General features: G+C 62.9%; 13 protein-coding genes. 7 read left to right on the forward strand and 6 right to left on the reverse strand.

Going from position 1 to position 15,917, the window contains the following annotated elements; translation table 11 throughout:
• Positions 1 to 35 precede the first annotated feature (35 nt).
• The 5 genes from AAFP32_RS12805 to AAFP32_RS12825 form a co-directional block, all read right to left on the reverse strand.
• Positions 36 to 680 carry a hypothetical protein gene (locus tag AAFP32_RS12805; RefSeq protein WP_350269439.1) on the reverse strand — a complete coding sequence of 215 codons (645 nt, stop codon included), beginning with the start codon at positions 678 to 680 and terminating at the stop codon, positions 36 to 38.
• Positions 681 to 1,467: 787 nt separating this feature from the next.
• Positions 1,468 to 2,394, reverse strand: a complete 927-nt coding sequence (gene rsmI / locus AAFP32_RS12810; RefSeq protein WP_350269440.1) for a 16S rRNA (cytidine(1402)-2'-O)-methyltransferase — start codon at positions 2,392 to 2,394, stop codon at positions 1,468 to 1,470.
• Positions 2,394 to 2,864, reverse strand: a complete 471-nt coding sequence (locus tag AAFP32_RS12815; RefSeq protein ID WP_350269441.1) for a DUF4190 domain-containing protein — start codon at positions 2,862 to 2,864, stop codon at positions 2,394 to 2,396. The genes rsmI and AAFP32_RS12815 overlap by 1 nt, the downstream gene beginning before the upstream one ends.
• 88 nt (positions 2,865 to 2,952) lie before the next feature.
• Complete coding sequence (locus AAFP32_RS12820; RefSeq protein ID WP_350269442.1) at positions 2,953 to 3,381, reverse strand: DUF4190 domain-containing protein; 429 nt, start codon at positions 3,379 to 3,381, stop codon at positions 2,953 to 2,955.
• A 204-nt stretch (positions 3,382 to 3,585) separates the two neighbouring features.
• Positions 3,586 to 4,203 (reverse strand): DUF4190 domain-containing protein, encoded by a 618-nt coding sequence (locus AAFP32_RS12825; protein WP_350269443.1) that lies wholly within the window; start codon positions 4,201 to 4,203, stop codon positions 3,586 to 3,588.
• A gap of 169 nt (positions 4,204 to 4,372) precedes the next feature.
• On the opposite strand from AAFP32_RS12825, the gene AAFP32_RS12830 reads away from it, so the two are divergent.
• The 3 genes from AAFP32_RS12830 to AAFP32_RS12840 all read left to right on the forward strand — a co-directional run bounded on the left by AAFP32_RS12830 (position 4,373) and on the right by AAFP32_RS12840 (position 8,686).
• Complete coding sequence (locus AAFP32_RS12830; protein WP_350269444.1) at positions 4,373 to 6,244, forward strand: dolichyl-phosphate-mannose--protein mannosyltransferase; 1,872 nt, start codon at positions 4,373 to 4,375, stop codon at positions 6,242 to 6,244.
• Positions 6,245 to 6,482: 238 nt separating this feature from the next.
• Positions 6,483 to 7,802, forward strand: coding sequence for a cytidylyltransferase domain-containing protein (locus AAFP32_RS12835; protein WP_420883398.1), 1,320 nt, complete (start codon positions 6,483 to 6,485; stop codon positions 7,800 to 7,802).
• Positions 7,799 to 8,686, forward strand: a complete 888-nt coding sequence (locus AAFP32_RS12840) for an N-acetylneuraminate synthase family protein (RefSeq protein ID WP_350269446.1) — start codon at positions 7,799 to 7,801, stop codon at positions 8,684 to 8,686. The genes AAFP32_RS12835 and AAFP32_RS12840 overlap by 4 nt, the downstream gene beginning before the upstream one ends.
• 485 nt (positions 8,687 to 9,171) lie before the next feature.
• Here AAFP32_RS12840 and AAFP32_RS12845 read toward each other — a convergent pair whose 3' ends face one another.
• On the reverse strand, positions 9,172 to 10,980 hold the full coding sequence (locus AAFP32_RS12845; RefSeq protein ID WP_350269447.1) for a hypothetical protein: 1,809 nt from the start codon (positions 10,978 to 10,980) through the stop codon (positions 9,172 to 9,174).
• A gap of 204 nt (positions 10,981 to 11,184) precedes the next feature.
• Here AAFP32_RS12845 and AAFP32_RS12850 point away from each other — a divergent pair, with 204 nt between their 5' ends.
• Genes AAFP32_RS12850 through AAFP32_RS12865 form a run of 4 tightly spaced genes read left to right on the forward strand, consistent with a single transcriptional unit; the run spans position 11,185 to position 15,905 of the window.
• Complete coding sequence (locus AAFP32_RS12850) at positions 11,185 to 12,156, forward strand: glycosyltransferase family 2 protein (protein ID WP_350269448.1); 972 nt, start codon at positions 11,185 to 11,187, stop codon at positions 12,154 to 12,156.
• Positions 12,156 to 13,661, forward strand: coding sequence for a polysialyltransferase family glycosyltransferase (locus AAFP32_RS12855; protein ID WP_350269449.1), 1,506 nt, complete (start codon positions 12,156 to 12,158; stop codon positions 13,659 to 13,661). The genes AAFP32_RS12850 and AAFP32_RS12855 overlap by 1 nt, the downstream gene beginning before the upstream one ends.
• Positions 13,661 to 14,656, forward strand: coding sequence for a hypothetical protein (locus AAFP32_RS12860; RefSeq protein WP_350269450.1), 996 nt, complete (start codon positions 13,661 to 13,663; stop codon positions 14,654 to 14,656). The genes AAFP32_RS12855 and AAFP32_RS12860 overlap by 1 nt, the downstream gene beginning before the upstream one ends.
• Positions 14,643 to 15,905, forward strand: a complete 1,263-nt coding sequence (locus tag AAFP32_RS12865; RefSeq protein ID WP_350269451.1) for a DUF6716 putative glycosyltransferase — start codon at positions 14,643 to 14,645, stop codon at positions 15,903 to 15,905. The genes AAFP32_RS12860 and AAFP32_RS12865 overlap by 14 nt, the downstream gene beginning before the upstream one ends.
• Positions 15,906 to 15,917: the final 12 nt, after the last annotated feature.

Below are 15,917 nucleotides of genomic sequence, written 5' to 3' on the forward strand. Positions count from 1 at the left end.
CTGCTGATTTCTGCCCACCGCGGGCTGAGCATGCTTCACAGCACCAGCTTCTTCCGGCACCGCGCCTTGAGTTCAGGCGCCTGGTCGAACAGCTTCCGGGAGAACGTCGCCACATTCATGACTTCCTTGAACTTGAACCGGATCACCTTGTATCCCATCGACAGCAGCCGATTGTGCTGCCAGCTCTCCTTGTTCATGACGGTGATTCCTCCATCCACATACTTCTGAGTTCCGTCGACGTACAGGGCAACACCACCGTCTTCGAAAAGAAAATCCAGCCGCGTCAAGGTCCGATGGCCCTCTTTGACGTCGACCTGCTGAACGAAATCGTGCAGACCCAGCAGGTGCAGATTAAAGGACGCTCGGCTCACGGCATAGCTTTCCGAGAGTGGAGTGATCAGTGCAGCAAGTGTCCGCGCGCTCTTCTTTCCCCGGGGCATTCGGGCTATCGGCGGGCCGAAGAGCCCGTCGACCGCATCGGGTACCAGCGACATGACCTGGGGCGGATAGCCGGTTTTGAAGATTGCCTCTTCATCCGTGCCGAGCAACGACCAACGCAGCACTTGCTCGATCGCGGCGAATGCGGCTGCCGGACCCAGCGCTGTCTTCAGTGCCAGCGCGGTCTTCGCGGGCGTAGTGACCCTGATTCCGGCGACTTCGCTGACATCCTCGGTGCGCACCGATATGCGCCGCCTGATCAGCGAAGCGGTGCGGCAGCTGGACACAGGATGGGCGACGTTGACCGGCTGAGTCGGCACGTCGAAGGTCCCCAATTTGTGAAGCTTCGCCGCCGATACTCCCCACACCACGTCATCAGGCCGATAGTGGGGATAGTGGAGAATCCGAAGCCGATCGAGATGTTCGCGGTACTTCCTCTGTTGGGAGCGCTCTCTGTGACGTCCGGCCTCGTGGTAATCCATCCACGCCTTGTCGAGCGCAAATCTGGTGAATCGCCGGTGCGATGAGACCCGGCACCTGCGTATGACCGAATAGACACCGCGATCAAGCTTCAACAGGCAGCAGCCCAATGCACTTCTGATTTCCGGGGTGGCCGCACCGGCTGCCCTGAGGTCCTGGAAGTAGACGATGTTGTACATGCCCACACGGTGAAGGGCCAAGAGCACTGGTGGCCAGCGAGCAAGAGGCACTTGTGGATCACGCGGGTCTGTCCCCAATCGCATTACGCGTGAGTCTGCGCAGAACCCACAGCAGACCGTGACCAAGTGGGCCTCGGCTTCAGACAAGTGAACCAGGCTCGCTCTGTGCAGCACCGGTGTTTCTCTGTGCTGGTCTCGCGCGGCCCCGGCACGCAGCGTCGAGTGGACTGCACCGAAGTGCATAGGCACACAGGGAGAAAAGGACCGATCGAAGTTTCAGAGCCCCGCTTCAAAGGGGAGCCTTGAGACTTCGATCGGTCCCCAAACTGTCCACACCCTCATACGCTCAACTCGGCGATGGGCTGAGTTCTCATTCCCGGTGCAACCAGGCCTCGTAGACCTCACGCTTGGACAGCCCGAACTGCTTCGCGACCTGCCCGGCAGCGTCTTTCGCACGCACTCCAGACTCCACGAGTTCACCGACGGCGTCGAGGTGATCCTCAGGGGCAGTCTCGACCGCAGTCGCTCCGGCGAGCACGAGGGTCAACTCCCCTCGCAGACCGTCAGCAGCACGGTCGCGCAACGAGGACACGGTCCCCCGCAGGGTCTCCTCATACGTCTTTGTGAGTTCGCGGCTGATGGCCATGGGCCGGTCGGGTCCGATCACGGCGAGGAAGTCGTCCATGGTGGAGGCGATGCGGTGCGGGCTTTCGAAGAACACCATGGTCCGCTTCTCACTGCGCAGCTCTTCGAGGAGGTTCTTTCGTGCCCCGGACTTGCGCGGCAGGAAGCCTTCGAAGCTGAACCGGTCGCTGGGCAGTCCCGAGACCGCGAGCGCCATGAGCACGGCAGAGGGCCCAGGCGTGGAGGTGATCGGTAGGCCTGCCTCAGCGCAAGCCTTGACAACGCGATACCCGGGGTCCGAAACCGCCGGCATACCCGCATCGCTGAGGAGGACAACCGTCTGACCGGAGCGGATGAGTTCGACGAGCTCAGGCGCCCGAGACTGTTCGTTGTGGTCGAAGACGCTGATGACACGTTTGGTATGTGTCAGTTCCAGGCGCTGGGTCAGCGACAGGAAACGGCGAGTGTCCTCGGCTGCGATGACATCGGCTGAAGCGATGGCACGCTGCATGCGCTCACTGGCATCGCCGAGGTTGCCGATCGGAGTCCCAACCAGAATGAGTTGGCCCCCGGTTGAGACCGTGGCCGGGTCGGAGCCCGATGCGACCGGTGACGAGGCCACATCATCGGCAAGGAAGTCATCGTTGCCATCGTCGTCCGGGCTTCCGGACATCAACCGGCTGACCCCGCACCGACCATGGCGACTCCGAAGATGAGAACCATGATGCCGACATAGCCAACCCAGAAGAGGATCCACAGTGCAGTGCCGCCGTAGCCGACCCACAGTGCGGCTACGGCCAAGCCATCTCCGCGTTCTCCAGACTGCCGAATCTGTTTGCGGGCAATATGGCCCATGATGATTCCGGCGATGCCTGCGAGGAAGATGCTGCTCATCACACCGAAGATCGAGGCGACGAGGGCAATGATCGACAGTGTGTTCGTGGGCGGCAACGGCTGGTAGCTGTACGCCGTTCCGGGGCCTCCGCCGGCATATTGGGTGCTGGAGCCGTATGCAGAGTTGGCTGGGTAGCTCGCGGCACCGTAGTTGGCTTGCGCGGGGTTGTATTCGCTGCCAGTCGCGGGGCCTGACTGCGGCTGCTGATAATACATGTCTGGATTGTTCCAGTTGTTCTGACTGCTCATGGCGCGATCTCCTTGCGTATGCCTACCACGGTACCGAGTCGTTCTCTATGACAAAAGGTGAGGTTGTTACAGATGTGTCTCAGTTCAGTCAGGTGGCCGCTTCCGCAGCTGCAACCATCATGATGGCGAACACCGCGATCGCGAGATAAAGACCCCAGAAGAGGAGCCAGAATCCGACACCGAGGTACCCGACCCAGAGCGCTGTCAGTGCCATCGGGTCTCCGCGTTCGCCCCGCTGACGGATCTGTCTGCGGGCAATGTGGCCCATGACGATCCCAGCGATGCCAACGGGAACAAATGATGTCATAAACCCGGCAAACGAAAGCACCATGCCGATGATCGCCACGGTGTTGGTCGGTGCAAGCGGCTGGTAGATGCACGGCACTGGGCCAGCGAGGGCAGGTTTGGCTCCATCTGCGATAGCCCTGGGATTGGCGGAATAACCTGAGTAGCCGCCGCAAGCCGAGTGGCGCGAAGGGCCGTTGCCGCCGGTGGAGGGAAGGTCCCGAGTGTACATGTCTGGCTTGCTCCTGTTGCTGCGGCTGTTCAGGGGGTGGTCCCTGGTGAAGGGACGTTCCCCTGCGTCTGCCACAACGCTATCGAGCCGCCCAGCTCCGAAAGGGACGATCGTGTTGCAATCCTGCACCACCGGTGTCAGGACGCCACCGGTGTCAGGTCAGAAAATGAAACCTCACAAGCCTGTCCTGCAGGAGTCGATCTCTCAGTAGCTCATCCCCGCAGCGAGGAATCCGAGTCCTAGAACGCCGATGACGATGACGATCATCAGCAAAGCAAAGCCGATGCCGATATAGCCCATGACCAACCCGGCGGTCGCCTGGCCTCGACCGTCTTCGCCGGTCTTTCTGATCTGGCCGCGTGACACGTGGCCGAAGATGACCGCGAGGATCGGGGCGATCCATAGAAACATCGCCACGATTGAGAACAGTATGCCGATGATGGGGACCAGTGAGAGGAGGCTGCAGACCAAGCCTCCGGCGAGCCCGATGATGCCCATCCACATCGCCCAGCCCGACAGGGAGTTCACTGCTGGCCGCACCATCATCGTCGGCGCACCGTAGGTCACAGGCTGGCTGTATGCGCCCGGCTGACTGTAGCCATATGCGCCCGGCTGGCTGTACGCGTCCGGCTGACTATAGATCGCGGGGCCGGGCTGGGTCTGCTGATACTGGTTCGGATTCGAATACTGGCCCTGGTCCTGATACTGGCCCGAGCCGTATCCCGGCTGAGGCTGCGACCCGCCGTATCCATTGTTGAACTGCTGGGATCCGACCTGCGGTGGATCGCTCGGGCGATAGTTCGGGTTATAGGACACGCTCATCACCGTTTCATTCGTTTGCCGCCTGTTGAGGACTACCCTAGTCGTCCAGAAGGCCCGAAGGACAATACGCCGACGTCTCATCACTCGCCGATCTCCCTTCGCATGCAAACGACTCACCCTGAGGATCAGATGGGAACAAGCGTCTCGTTCGACCTTAAACTTGACGATAATGACTCAACCCGAAGATCCCCAGGCGCCGAGGCGGTCCACCGACCACACGGATGAGTCGACCGACCCCACACACTCCCGAACCGACCGCCCCTCGCCAACGACGACCGCGGCACCCACCAAACTCATCGCTCGGGAACGTCGCGCTCACCGGCGCGAATCGATCCGTGCCAAAGCCGCTGACATCCGGAGGCGCTCCTTCACCGCCGGAATGTGGGCGACTCGCGCACCGGTCTGGATGTGGCCTGCCCTGCTGATCATCACGGCGATCGGCGGCGTCCTCCGACTCTTCAACTTGGGCTTCCCCCACCGCCTGATCTTCGACGAAACCTATTACGTCAAGGACGCCTACTCGGTCTTCAAGTTCGGCTACGAACGCTCCTGGCCGGAGAACGCCGACGACTCCTTCAACGCCGGTGACCCGAGCGTCATCGAGTCGACCCCCGAATATGTCGTCCACCCGCCGTTGGGCAAATGGATCATCGGCGCCGGAGTCCACCTCTTCGGTGCCGATGACTCCTTCGGCTGGCGGTTCTCTGTGGCGATCGTGGGAACGCTGACGATCTTCCTCATGGGCTTCGTCGCGTGGAAGCTCTTCCGCTCCGCGTTCTTCGCCTGCGTCGCAGCCGGTCTGCTCTCGATCGACGGTGAGCACTTCGTGCATTCGCGCACGAGTCTGCTCGACATCGTCCTCATGGCCTTCGTCCTCCTCGCCTTCACCTTCATCGTCCTCGACCGGGAGTTCGTGACGAAGCGACTGGAGAAATGGGCGAAGGCCCCACCACCCGCCAACGGTCCCCCCGCCGAGGCGGTCGCCGCCTCGACTGCTGAGTCGGCAGCCGACGCGCCCGCACCCGGAGCACCAGAACGGATTCGCGATCGTCGCCCATCGCGCAGCAAGGATCTGATCAACTTCGGGCCCCGCCTCGGCGTGCGTCCCTGGCTCATCGCCGCAGGCATCAGCCTGGGTTTGGCGATGGGAGTGAAGTGGTCGGGACTCTATGCCCTCGCCGCATTCGGGATCCTCGTCGTCGCCTGGGACGTGCATTCACGCCACCGTGCAGGCATCGTCCACCCCTGGCTCGGCATGCTCATCCGCGACAGCATTCCTGCGTTCATCAAGTTGGTGCCCGTGGCCCTGCTGACCTACCTCGTCACCTGGACCGGGTGGATCCGCTCCGACGATGCCTGGGACCGGCAATGGGCCTTCGACAACGCCGGCTGGTGGAGCGCCCTACCTGACTGGCTGCTGTGGCTGCCGTCTCTGGCCCACTATCACTACACGGCGTATTCGTTCCATGTCGGCCTCGATTCGGAACACCCCTACATGTCGAACCCGTGGGGTTGGATTCTCCAGTGGCGCCCGACCTCGTTCTACTACGAATCCCCTGATCAGGGAAGCATGGGCTGCGCCGTGGAGCACTGCTCCGCAGCGATCACCTCGGTCGGCAATCCCGTGATCTGGGGGCTGGCACCCATCGCCATCCTCGTCGCACTGGTTGCTTGGATCATCCGCCGCGACGTCCGCGCCGGTGTCATCCTGGCCGGACTCGCCGCCACCTGGCTGCCGTGGTTCGCCTACCAGGAACGCACCATCTTCACCTTCTACACGATCGTCATGGTGCCCTTCGTCGTCCTCGCATTCACCTACTGCCTCACACTCATCTGGGGCCGAGTCCCCAACTCCCGTGGCCCAATATTCGCCGGCCGCGGCACTCGAATCCCCTGGTCCCTGTTCGGCCGTCGGATGACCGTCGGGCTCATCCTCGTGGCCGCGATCATGGCCTTCGCCTACTTCTGGCCGATCTACACAGGCGCTGTCATCCCGTTCGATGCCTGGAACAACCGCATGTGGAACGTCACCTGGCGCTGACCACCCACAGGCACACCGACCTCACCTGACGCTGACCATTCAGCTCCATCACGGGTGACCACCCCCGCCCCACGGCACCTCGACATACACCCGCCACGAAGCCGTCGCCTCGGCGACATTGCTCGTTCATCTGGGGGCCACATGCCGTCGTTAGCGTCGAATCATTGTGAATGACCAATCGATTCTGACTCCCCCAGCCCCCGCCGAGAGCGCAGCACGGCCGCATCGGGCGGTGGCCATCATTCCCGCCCGGGGCGGCTCCAAGGGAATTCCGCTGAAGAACCTGCAGAAGGTCGCCGGCATCTCTCTTCTGGCACGCGCGATCAACGCGGCCAGGTCGACCCCGAGCATCGACCGCGTTGTCGTCTCGACCGACCACGAGGGCATCGCGGCTGAGGCGATCCGATCCGGCGCCGAGGTGTCCCACCGTCCCGCAGACATCGCCGGTGACACCGCGACCAGTGAGTCGGCGCTGATCTACACGCTGGCCAGCCTCGGCGAGGAATTCGACACCACCGTGTTCATGCAGTGCACCTCACCGTTCATCGACTCGGCCTCGATCGACAACGCGGTCGCAACCGTCCGTGACGGTGATGCCGATGTCGTGTTCTCCGCCGTCGAGGACCATTCGTTCCTGTGGCGCCTCGATGATGGCGCTACGGCAGTGGCCGTCGGTCACGAAGCCAGCTTCCGGCCCCGCCGCCAGGACCGGGCCAAGCACTACAACGAGACCGGTGCGTTCTACGTCATGCGCACCGACGGTCTCCTCGAACATGAACACCGTTTCTTCGGTCGTGTCGCAATCGAAGAGGTCCCACCCGAACACGCCCGTGAAATCGACGACATGTCCGACCTGTCACTGGTCCGCGCGATCGCCTCCACACAGGAAACCGCGCAGGTCATCGACGTCGACGCCCTCGTCACCGACTTCGACGGAGTCCACACCGACGACGGTGCCTACGTCGACGAGGACGGCAACGAACAGGTCCGGATCCACCGCGGCGACGGCATGGGAGTCTCACGCCTCGTGAGATCAGGGCTGCCTGTCATGATCCTGTCGAAGGAACGCAACCCAGTTGTCACTCGCAGGGCGGAGAAACTTCATGTGGACGTCACTCAGGGCGCCGACAATAAATCCCAGGTCCTGCGGTCGTGGATCGATGACCAGGGCCTTGACCCAGCCCGAGTGGCCTACGTCGGAAACGACATCAACGACCTCGAAGCCTTCGACGTCGTCGGCTGGCCCATCGCGGTTGCCGACGCCCATCCCAAGGTGCTCGCAGCGGCTCGAGTCGTCCTCGATCGGCCCGGAGGAAAGGGAGCGGTCCGCGAAGTCTGCGACCTCATTCCCGTGTCGAACCAGGCAACGCAGCAGCTGCCGACGCGAGCACTGGCATCGGTGCTGGGCTCCGATCCGTTCGGCTCCGCTGGCCACAACGAAGGCGCAGCAGCAGACGCACACCAGACACCCACTTACCGACCATCCATCCCGCAGCAACAGCCGTTGCTCACGAATCACGCAGAAGGTTTGCGTACCAATCGAAAGCAGGTTTCATGACTGATCTACTCGCCCCTGTGGCCATCGGCAACCACCTCGTCGGCCCGAATCAGCCCGTGTACATGATCGGCGAAATCGGCATCAACCACAACGGCGACGTCGAGATCGCGAAGCAGCTCATGGATGTCGCCGTCACCGCCGGTGCCCAGGCTGTGAAGTTCCAGAAGCGCAACCCCGATGTGGCTGTGCCCGAACACCAGAAGTCCAAGATGCGCTCGACCCCATGGGGCGAGATGACCTACCTCGACTACAAGTGGCGCGTCGAATTCGGCAAGGACGAATATGCCGAGATCGACCGCTACGCCAAGGAAGTCGGTCTGCAGTGGTTCGCCTCCCCCTGGGACACTGACTCCGTGGACTTCCTCGAAAACGAGTTCGATGCGCTGACCTACAAGGTCGCCTCGGCCTCGCTGACGGACTTCGAACTCCTCCGGGCCATCGCCGCGACCGGCAAACCGGTCCTGTGCTCCTCGGGCATGTCCGACTGGGCCACGCTGGATGCAGCCGTCGAGGTCTTCGATCGCGACAAGCTGGTTCTCATGCACGCCACCTCGACCTACCCGCTGCCTCCCGAAGAGGTCAACCTCAAGGCCATCACCACCATGCGCGAGCGTTACGGCGTGAACGTGGGCTACTCCGGCCACGAGCTGGGCCTCGAGATCTCCTTCGCCGCCGCAGCACTGGGCGCAGTGACCATCGAACGCCACATCACCCTGGACTCCTCCATGTGGGGCTCGGACCAGTCCGCATCGATGGAGCCACGCGAGTTCACCTCACTCGTCAAGGGTGTACGCGTCCTCGAAACCGCCTTCGGCGACGGCGAAAAACGCGTCATGCCAGGCGAAGAGTCGAAGATCGATTCGCTCCGCAAGGTCAGCGTCTGACCTGATCGCGCTTTGACCTGAACAGCTGATCACGGCCCCATCACCTCGCCGAGGTGGTGGGGCCGTTGTCGTGGTCGCACGCCGAGGTGGTGGGACAGTTCCGAGATGATCGCCTCATTGCGTAATTACTGGGCCGCTCTATGTTCGGATTACGAAATTAGGAACTGGCAGTGGTCGTCCGCCTTCGCCGTCTCTCACGACCAATAGCGACCACAATAGCGATGGCAGCTAGCAGCAATCCCGCGCACCACAGCCACACAGCATAGGGTGCAAACCACGGACTGGTTCCGACGACAGGCAAAAACGCCGCGACCATTAGCAGTATCAAAACGATATGTTTACGCAATGGGCTCCTCACAGTTGCGCTAGGCATTTGCCAACATTCGTACCGTTCAGCGCATCAAACACAGCGACTCAGACCAGGCACCTTGCTCTCACCGTAACAGCCCACGCGACTCCCCATTCTCCACTGCATGCGCTTCTATTCAGCGTTTGAATGCGCGCTTGATTCTTCGTGCTCTCCACGTCAGCCCATGTGCAGTCTTGTCGATGAGAACCTTCGCTTCGGCGGTGGCAGTGCGGTCGTTGACCGACCTGAGCAGGGCCTTGGTTTCGTCGAGCTGTTTCCCCAGTCCGGCGGCAGCTACGGCGTGGCGGTTCCTCTCCGCGGTCTGAGCGTCAAGTTCCGTGGTCCGGGCATCAAGCTCCGCAGACTGTCGCTCGAGCTGAGACTCCTTGTGGTTGAGCTCCGCTCGAAGGTTCTCGCGTTCCGTCTCGAGGCCCTTGCTGTGCGTGGCTAAGCTTTCGAGCTTCTTCTTGTGCTCGCGGCGGACTTTTGTGAGGTCTCGCGTCTGCGCGGCACTGAATTCCTCAGCTTCAGCCACAGCCGCGAGGTGGAATTCCTCGGCTCGGATATCGACAGAGGTGCGCAGCTTCTCAGAACCAGGTAACTGCCCAGCAGTCGTTTCCGTCGAAGCGGGGCGGGACCCAGGTCGCAGCAGATCGTGGATCACTTCATGGTTGTCTCGAGTGAGGTCGAACAGATCCTGCCGAGTAGACAGAAGTTCGCATTGCAGATCATTGCCCTGTGCGTAGGCCCGCTCGACCGTGTCGACGATCCGCTGCGCCAAGGTCAGCGCCCGCCGAGCAGTTTCGCAGCCAGTTTCGCTGCCAATGTCACTCTCATCCGCCATGCCCTCCGGCGCCACAGGCACAACGAATTCGGGATGCCCGATGTCCTCGGCGAAATACCCCAATTTCGCATGCAGGTCCAAGGAAATCGGGATCGAACCGACTCCGAAGGGAATCATCTGCGCGTGCCCGCGACCACCCAGCACATAGGGAATGGAGGCGAACAGATCGAAGCCGGCGAAGAACCCGACGTTCGGTCCATGCAGCCTGACCTCTTCGACTTCAGGCACCTCGGCGAGCAACTGCCGTGACACCTCGGCGTCATCGGGGTGGAAGGGAACGCTGAGGATGGTCCAGTCCTTGGCCACAAGCATGCGGGCGGCTTCGATCGTGGCCTGGTGGATCACCTCGGCGTCGAAGCCGGCAGCCTGTTGGCGCGGATGAACGAGCATCTGGATCGCCAGGACCTTCTGGCTCGGATCGGGGCGGCGGTCGATCAAGGGCTCGTAGAGCAGACCCGCGATGGTCGTCGGACACGGCTGGAAGCGGATCGCTTCCGAGCGAGAGATCGTCCCCACCTGGGATTCCGACGCTTGGCCCGCGGCCAGTGCCTGATTCGGCAGTCGCCGATCGTAACTGCCGTCCACACCGAGGAACCGGGACATCGTGCGCATGCTGCCGGTGTTGCGCAGGCCGAAGAACACTGATTGGTCGAGGACCCGGCTGACATGGGAGTGCATGCGCTCGTCGAATTCGGGCTGGCCGGGGAACCGGTTGTCACCGAGGGCATAGATAATGAGCGGGACTTCGATGGCGGCGAGCGCCTCGGCGGAGATCTTCCACTGCCACCCCGACAGCCGGTTCGGGTTCGTGTCCTGCGGAAACAGCCCGCCACCGCCGATGACGACAGCATCGGCCGCTGAATTGATTCGCTCGACGAGAGCTAAATCCACCTCGCGGCGCAGGGCCGCCGCCGATGTGAAATCCACCTCATTACCCGACTGCCACATGCCGCCGCCCGCCCGACCAGAGGTGCTGCTGACGCCGTCTGCGCCACCGGACCCCAGCATTCGGAAAGCGTCCCTGACCACAGGGAACAGGGCCTTGTCGCCGTAGTTTCCCCAGGTTGGGATGTCGAAGTGGAACAGCTTCAAGTCCGGCATTGCACAAGGCTATGGGCGGTGGGCGAACAGTAGGTGAACTTCACCTGTCCAGGGCGTCAACCTCGGCGCAACCCACCGTTCGCTTAAGAATTCTACGATCAATCGAAAGCAAACCACACAGACCGTCCGCCCAGGAGACACCGTGCACGCACCAGCGCACGACATAAACTCCACGAGTGAACAGCACCACCGCGAAAGGACCCAATGACAGCGCCAGTCGTCAGTGTCATCATCGCAGCGAAGAACGCCGAGGAAACGATCGGCGGGAGCCTGCAGAGCCTGGTCAACCAGCGCTTCGGACGTGACGAATTGGAAGTCATCGTTGTCAACGACGGGTCCACCGATGACACCGCGGAAGTCATTGCCGAATTCGGCGACCGGCTCAACCTGGTGACCATCCACAACGCGGAATCGCGCGGCGTCTCCACGGCACGCAACACCGCGCTGGAAGCTGCCACCGGTGACACGATCACCTACCTCGACGGTGACGACTGGTACGCGCCTGGCCATCTGCGGTCCCTGACGGACTCGATCACCGGTCTGGGCGTGGACTTCGTCAAGACCAACTACCTCATCGTCAACGGCTTCAACCGCAAACTGCGCAACGCCCCCTGCTTCACCCACAACACGGCGCTCAACCCCCGCGACTACATCCTCCCCCACGACGCCTCGACCATGGTCGACTTCCCCGAGTGCTGGACCGGCATCTACTCCCGGTCCATGGCTCAGCGTGGCCTGCTCGAGTTCAACCCGGAACTGCGCACCTGTGAGGATCGTCCCTGGACGTGGCGCCACCACTTTGAGACCGACAGCTTCGCCGTCGTCGACACCGCTGGCCTCTGCTATCGCAAGGGCAGCCCCACCTCGTTGACGGCGATCTTCGACGAACGCCAGCTCGACTTCATCCCCGCCTTCCGTTCCGTGTTCGCGATGCTCGAGGCCAACCCGGAGTTCCGCCGCTTCGAACGCAAGGCCGTGCGCAACTTCCTCTCCATCCTCTACTTCCAGGTTCACAACCGCGGCGCCTCAATGAACCACCAGGTCAGGTCGCAGCTCAACCTGGGAGCGGTGAACACGCTCAAGGGCGTCGATGACGACATCATCGACGCTGCCCTGCACAACTTCGGGGAGCACCGGCTGCCCGTGATCGAGTCGATCGTCAGGAGGGCACGCTGATGACCCAGATCATCCAGGTCTCCACCCAGTACCAGCTCGCGAACATCGTCGCCCTGATCCGCGCCGGACACCTCGGTGGCACCGAGATGCGCCGGATCCTCGTCATCGCCAACAACTCCTTCGCCCCAGAGCTGACTCCCGCCGCGGATGACATGCCCGGATCGGCCAGCCTGCTGACCTGCTTCGATCTCATCGTCGACTGGAATGCCACCATCTGGCCCAACCACCCGAAGACCTTCGGGATCTCCGGCGAACGCGCCCCCATCATGGCGAGATCGCTGCGCTCGGAATGGGCGATCGCGGAGAACGAACCCATCGATCTCATCGTCGAGTCCCTGCCCGGCCACCCGGCCGGTGTGCTCACCCAGATCTTCACCACCGCGAGAATTTCGGTGCACTCCGATGGGCTGATGAGCTACGGCCCGATCCGCAATCCGCTGTCCCTGCCGCAATACCAGCGCCTCCAGGCGATCTACTACACGGACCTCCTGCCGGGCATCACCCCACGTCAGCTGGTCGAGCACTCCCCCGAGCGTGTGGTGCTGCCGGCCGCGGACCTGAAGTCGGTCATCGAGGACATGGCCGCCGAGGTGGCCCCGGAGTTGGCGGCGGCGAAACTCTGCGATCCGATCCCCGAGGCTGGAATGGTCCTGGGCCAGTACCTCGCCCAGATCGACCTCATCACCGCCGAGGAGGAGCTGGATCTGCACCTGCAGATGATCGATGAGGTCAAGGCTCGCGGACTGTCGGCTGTCATCTTCAAACCACACCCCACCTCGGCGCGGACGACGACCGAACCATTGCGTCAGCGCAGCCTGGAACTGGGACTGGAATTCGTGCTCGCCGATGTGCCGCTGCTGGCCGAGATCGTCATCGCCACCACCCGACCATGCCTCGTCGTGTCCTGCTATTCCACCGGGCTCGCGACCGCACGAGCCCTGTTCGGGACCGACACGGCCGCGATCGGCACCTCGATGATGCTGCAGGTCCTAGCGCCGTACCAGAACAGCAACCGGATCCCGCTGACCATCGTCGATGCCCTGCACACGGGCGGATACGTCCTGCCCGGCGAGCTCGCCGAGGTGACACCTGGGCCGCCAGCGACCACCCCCGTGAACGCGGAGTCCGGCACGAAGCCCGCCCGCACAAAGCCCACCGGCACGAAGGACCTGGGTCCGCTCATCGACGCCGTCACCTACTGCATGCAGTCCGAGACGGCCTCCCACCTACGGGGCAACGCGAGCGACTTCCTCGAATCGGCCGTCGGCGGTCAGGACATGAAGTACTTCAAACGCAAGCGTCTGACGAAGCTGGATCTGCCCGGACGCCTGGAGATTCCATCGCATCGCAAGGGGCTCAGCTCAGCCAAGCGACGTCTGCGCACGCAGGCGAAGCACGCTCAGCACATCCTGAAGACCTACGGGATCTCCATCGACGGCCCGAAGCTGGTCCCGAAGGTGAAGTCGACACTGAGCTCGAGGCTTGGAGGCGGAAGAGACCGATGATGGCCAAGAAGACTCAACTCACCTCGATCGCCTTCGTCGAGTCGCCCCTGCAGTTCCTCTCCGCACTCGAAGCCCACGAACCTGCTGAGGAGCTGCTGATACGGGCCCGCGCCAATGCGAAGGGCATGACGTCGTTCCTCGATGCCTTCGACTCCGCATGGCTGCCGAAGAACATCACCCTCGAACGCGTCGGGGCCAAGCCCGGAGTCCTGCGCAAACAGAACTTCGATCGCATCTACATCGGCGATGCCTGCTCCGGGCAGGTCCACAAGGCACTCGCACTGGCCTACCTGGAGCGTCGCATGCCGGAGGTCGTGATCCTCGACGACGGTCTGGCCACCTATTCGACCATCGAGATCCTCACGGCCAAGCGCGGACCCCTCGTGCGTCCGCGGCAGAAGCTCAAGGCTTCACGTGCGGTCATGTCCGCACACGTCGCAGACCGTCTGCGTGGGCTGGCACCGGCAGGGAGGCTGCGCTGGCACACCGCATTGCCGGTGTCGAAGACCATGCGCAAGGCCTTCCTCAAAACAGGCGCGGAGATCACCCGCCATAAGTTCGAACACCTGCAGACCCTGCCCACCGGCGGCAGCCACCCAAGAGACAACCCGGTCATCGGCTCGGCCCTCGTCGCCGACGGGCTCATCCACGCAGACTCCTACCGCACCTGGCTCGAGGAACTCATGGCCGACGGTCCGATCACCTATTACCCGCACCGCCGAGAGACCGACGAGTTCCTCGCCGAGCTCAGCCGTGACGAGCGTGTGCGCATCAAACACGTCGGCCTGCCGATCGAACTGCGCCTGGTCAATCTGCCGCCGAATTCCACCATCCGCAGCCTGCCCAGCACCGCGGCGATCTCCTTGGCAACACTGAACCCGGACGTGACGATCGCCGTCACCAAGATTCCGGCCGAATGGTGGACCGGCGCCTCAGCCGATAGTCTGCGTAAGTCCCTCAATACCCAATCGGTCAAGGCAGATGTCGATACCTGATGCACATTCGGTCGAGCCGATCCGGATCGTCTCCGTCTCCGACTCCGAGTCCTACCTCAAATGGGCGACCCAGCTGCTGAGTTCCCTGCCCGGCGTCGAAGCCCACGTCTACCTCATCGACAGCCCGATTCTGCCCACCGCAGAGCAGATCACCCACGCTATCGCCGGCACCGCCTGGGCCGGCCGCACCATCCCCGTTGTCACCCGCACCGACCTGGCCCACATCATCACCGACCATCACGCCGACATTGTGCTCGGGGCCGCCACCGGGCCGATCGTCGCCCAGCTCTTCCTCACCGCGCACCTGCTCGATCACCGCCCAGCCCTGGTCTCCGGCCTACCCGGAATGGGGCTGCCCGCCAGCAAGAAGGGCATGAACTATCGCCGCCTGATGGATGCGTTCATCACCCATTCCTTCGCCGAGGTGGCCCAGTACACCGAGGTCAGTGCACTCACGCAGGTGCCCTGTGAGATCTACCTGACCCGCCTGCCCATGCTGCGCTCGACGGGGATCCCCCAGCTTGTCACTCCTGCGAGTGCATTCCAGCCCGACGCTGGTGAAGCATCCAAGCCTATGCAGACCGAAGTCCCCCGAACACTTGTGTTCGCTCCGCAGGCCAAGGTGCCCGAGGCGCTCGGTGATCGAGAAGCAATCGTGGCCGCGCTCGCCGAGTTCGCCTCACGTCACGCAGACTCGAACGCGGTCATCAAGATGCGTTCGCGGCCCGGTGAGCACGAAACGCATCACGAACAGCACTCGTACGTCGATATCCGCAAAGGCCTGCGTGATCTGGGTGTTCCTGGTACTGAGCGTATCGAGCTCGGCTATGGTCCACTGGACGACTTCCTCGTGCCCGGTGCCGCGCTGGTGACTGTGTCATCGACGGCGGCGTTGGAGGCCTTCGACCGCGGCATCCCCACCCTGCTGATCTCGGACTTCGGCTTCGACAGGAACCTGCTCAATGAGGCCTTCGCCGATTCCGGTGCCACCGGCAGCCTCGCCGAGGTGACGGCCGGGACCATCGGATTTCCCACCTCGGCGTGGCTGGCCGAGAATTACTTCCACTCCGACGACGGCAGACTTCGTCACCATCTGGAGCTCCTGGCCACACGTGCCAGGGCAGGTCAGCTGCCGAACCGGCGCAGCGCCGTGTGGAAGCAGAAGCGTCTGCTCATCCGCGCCGAGCTGCGCACCATGGCCCCGGCTCCGGTCGTTCGCGCCTACCGAAAACTGCGCTACGCGAGGTAAATGAGGCTGGCC

Origin of the sequence: Brevibacterium sp. CBA3109 (assembly GCF_040256645.1) — a bacterium.
In the GTDB taxonomy this organism is placed as follows: domain Bacteria; phylum Actinomycetota; class Actinomycetes; order Actinomycetales; family Brevibacteriaceae; genus Brevibacterium; species Brevibacterium koreense.

What these genes read in the sequence shown, in the direction of transcription:
- rsmI (WP_350269440.1), bottom strand. Translation starts at nt 2,394, where the DNA reads ATGTCCGGAAGCCCGGACGACGATGGCAACGATGACTTCCTTGCCGAT.
- AAFP32_RS12815 (WP_350269441.1), bottom strand. Translation starts at nt 2,864, where the DNA reads ATGAGCAGTCAGAACAACTGGAACAATCCAGACATGTATTATCAGCAG.
- AAFP32_RS12820 (WP_350269442.1), bottom strand. Translation starts at nt 3,381, where the DNA reads ATGTACACTCGGGACCTTCCCTCCACCGGCGGCAACGGCCCTTCGCGC.
- AAFP32_RS12825 (WP_350269443.1), bottom strand. Translation starts at nt 4,203, where the DNA reads ATGAGCGTGTCCTATAACCCGAACTATCGCCCGAGCGATCCACCGCAG.
- AAFP32_RS12830 (WP_350269444.1), top strand. Translation starts at nt 4,373, where the DNA reads ATGACTCAACCCGAAGATCCCCAGGCGCCGAGGCGGTCCACCGACCAC.
- AAFP32_RS12840 (WP_350269446.1), top strand. Translation starts at nt 7,799, where the DNA reads ATGACTGATCTACTCGCCCCTGTGGCCATCGGCAACCACCTCGTCGGC.
- AAFP32_RS12845 (WP_350269447.1), bottom strand. Translation starts at nt 10,980, where the DNA reads ATGCCGGACTTGAAGCTGTTCCACTTCGACATCCCAACCTGGGGAAAC.
- AAFP32_RS12850 (WP_350269448.1), top strand. Translation starts at nt 11,185, where the DNA reads ATGACAGCGCCAGTCGTCAGTGTCATCATCGCAGCGAAGAACGCCGAG.
- AAFP32_RS12855 (WP_350269449.1), top strand. Translation starts at nt 12,156, where the DNA reads ATGACCCAGATCATCCAGGTCTCCACCCAGTACCAGCTCGCGAACATC.
- AAFP32_RS12860 (WP_350269450.1), top strand. Translation starts at nt 13,661, where the DNA reads ATGGCCAAGAAGACTCAACTCACCTCGATCGCCTTCGTCGAGTCGCCC.
- AAFP32_RS12865 (WP_350269451.1), top strand. Translation starts at nt 14,643, where the DNA reads ATGTCGATACCTGATGCACATTCGGTCGAGCCGATCCGGATCGTCTCC.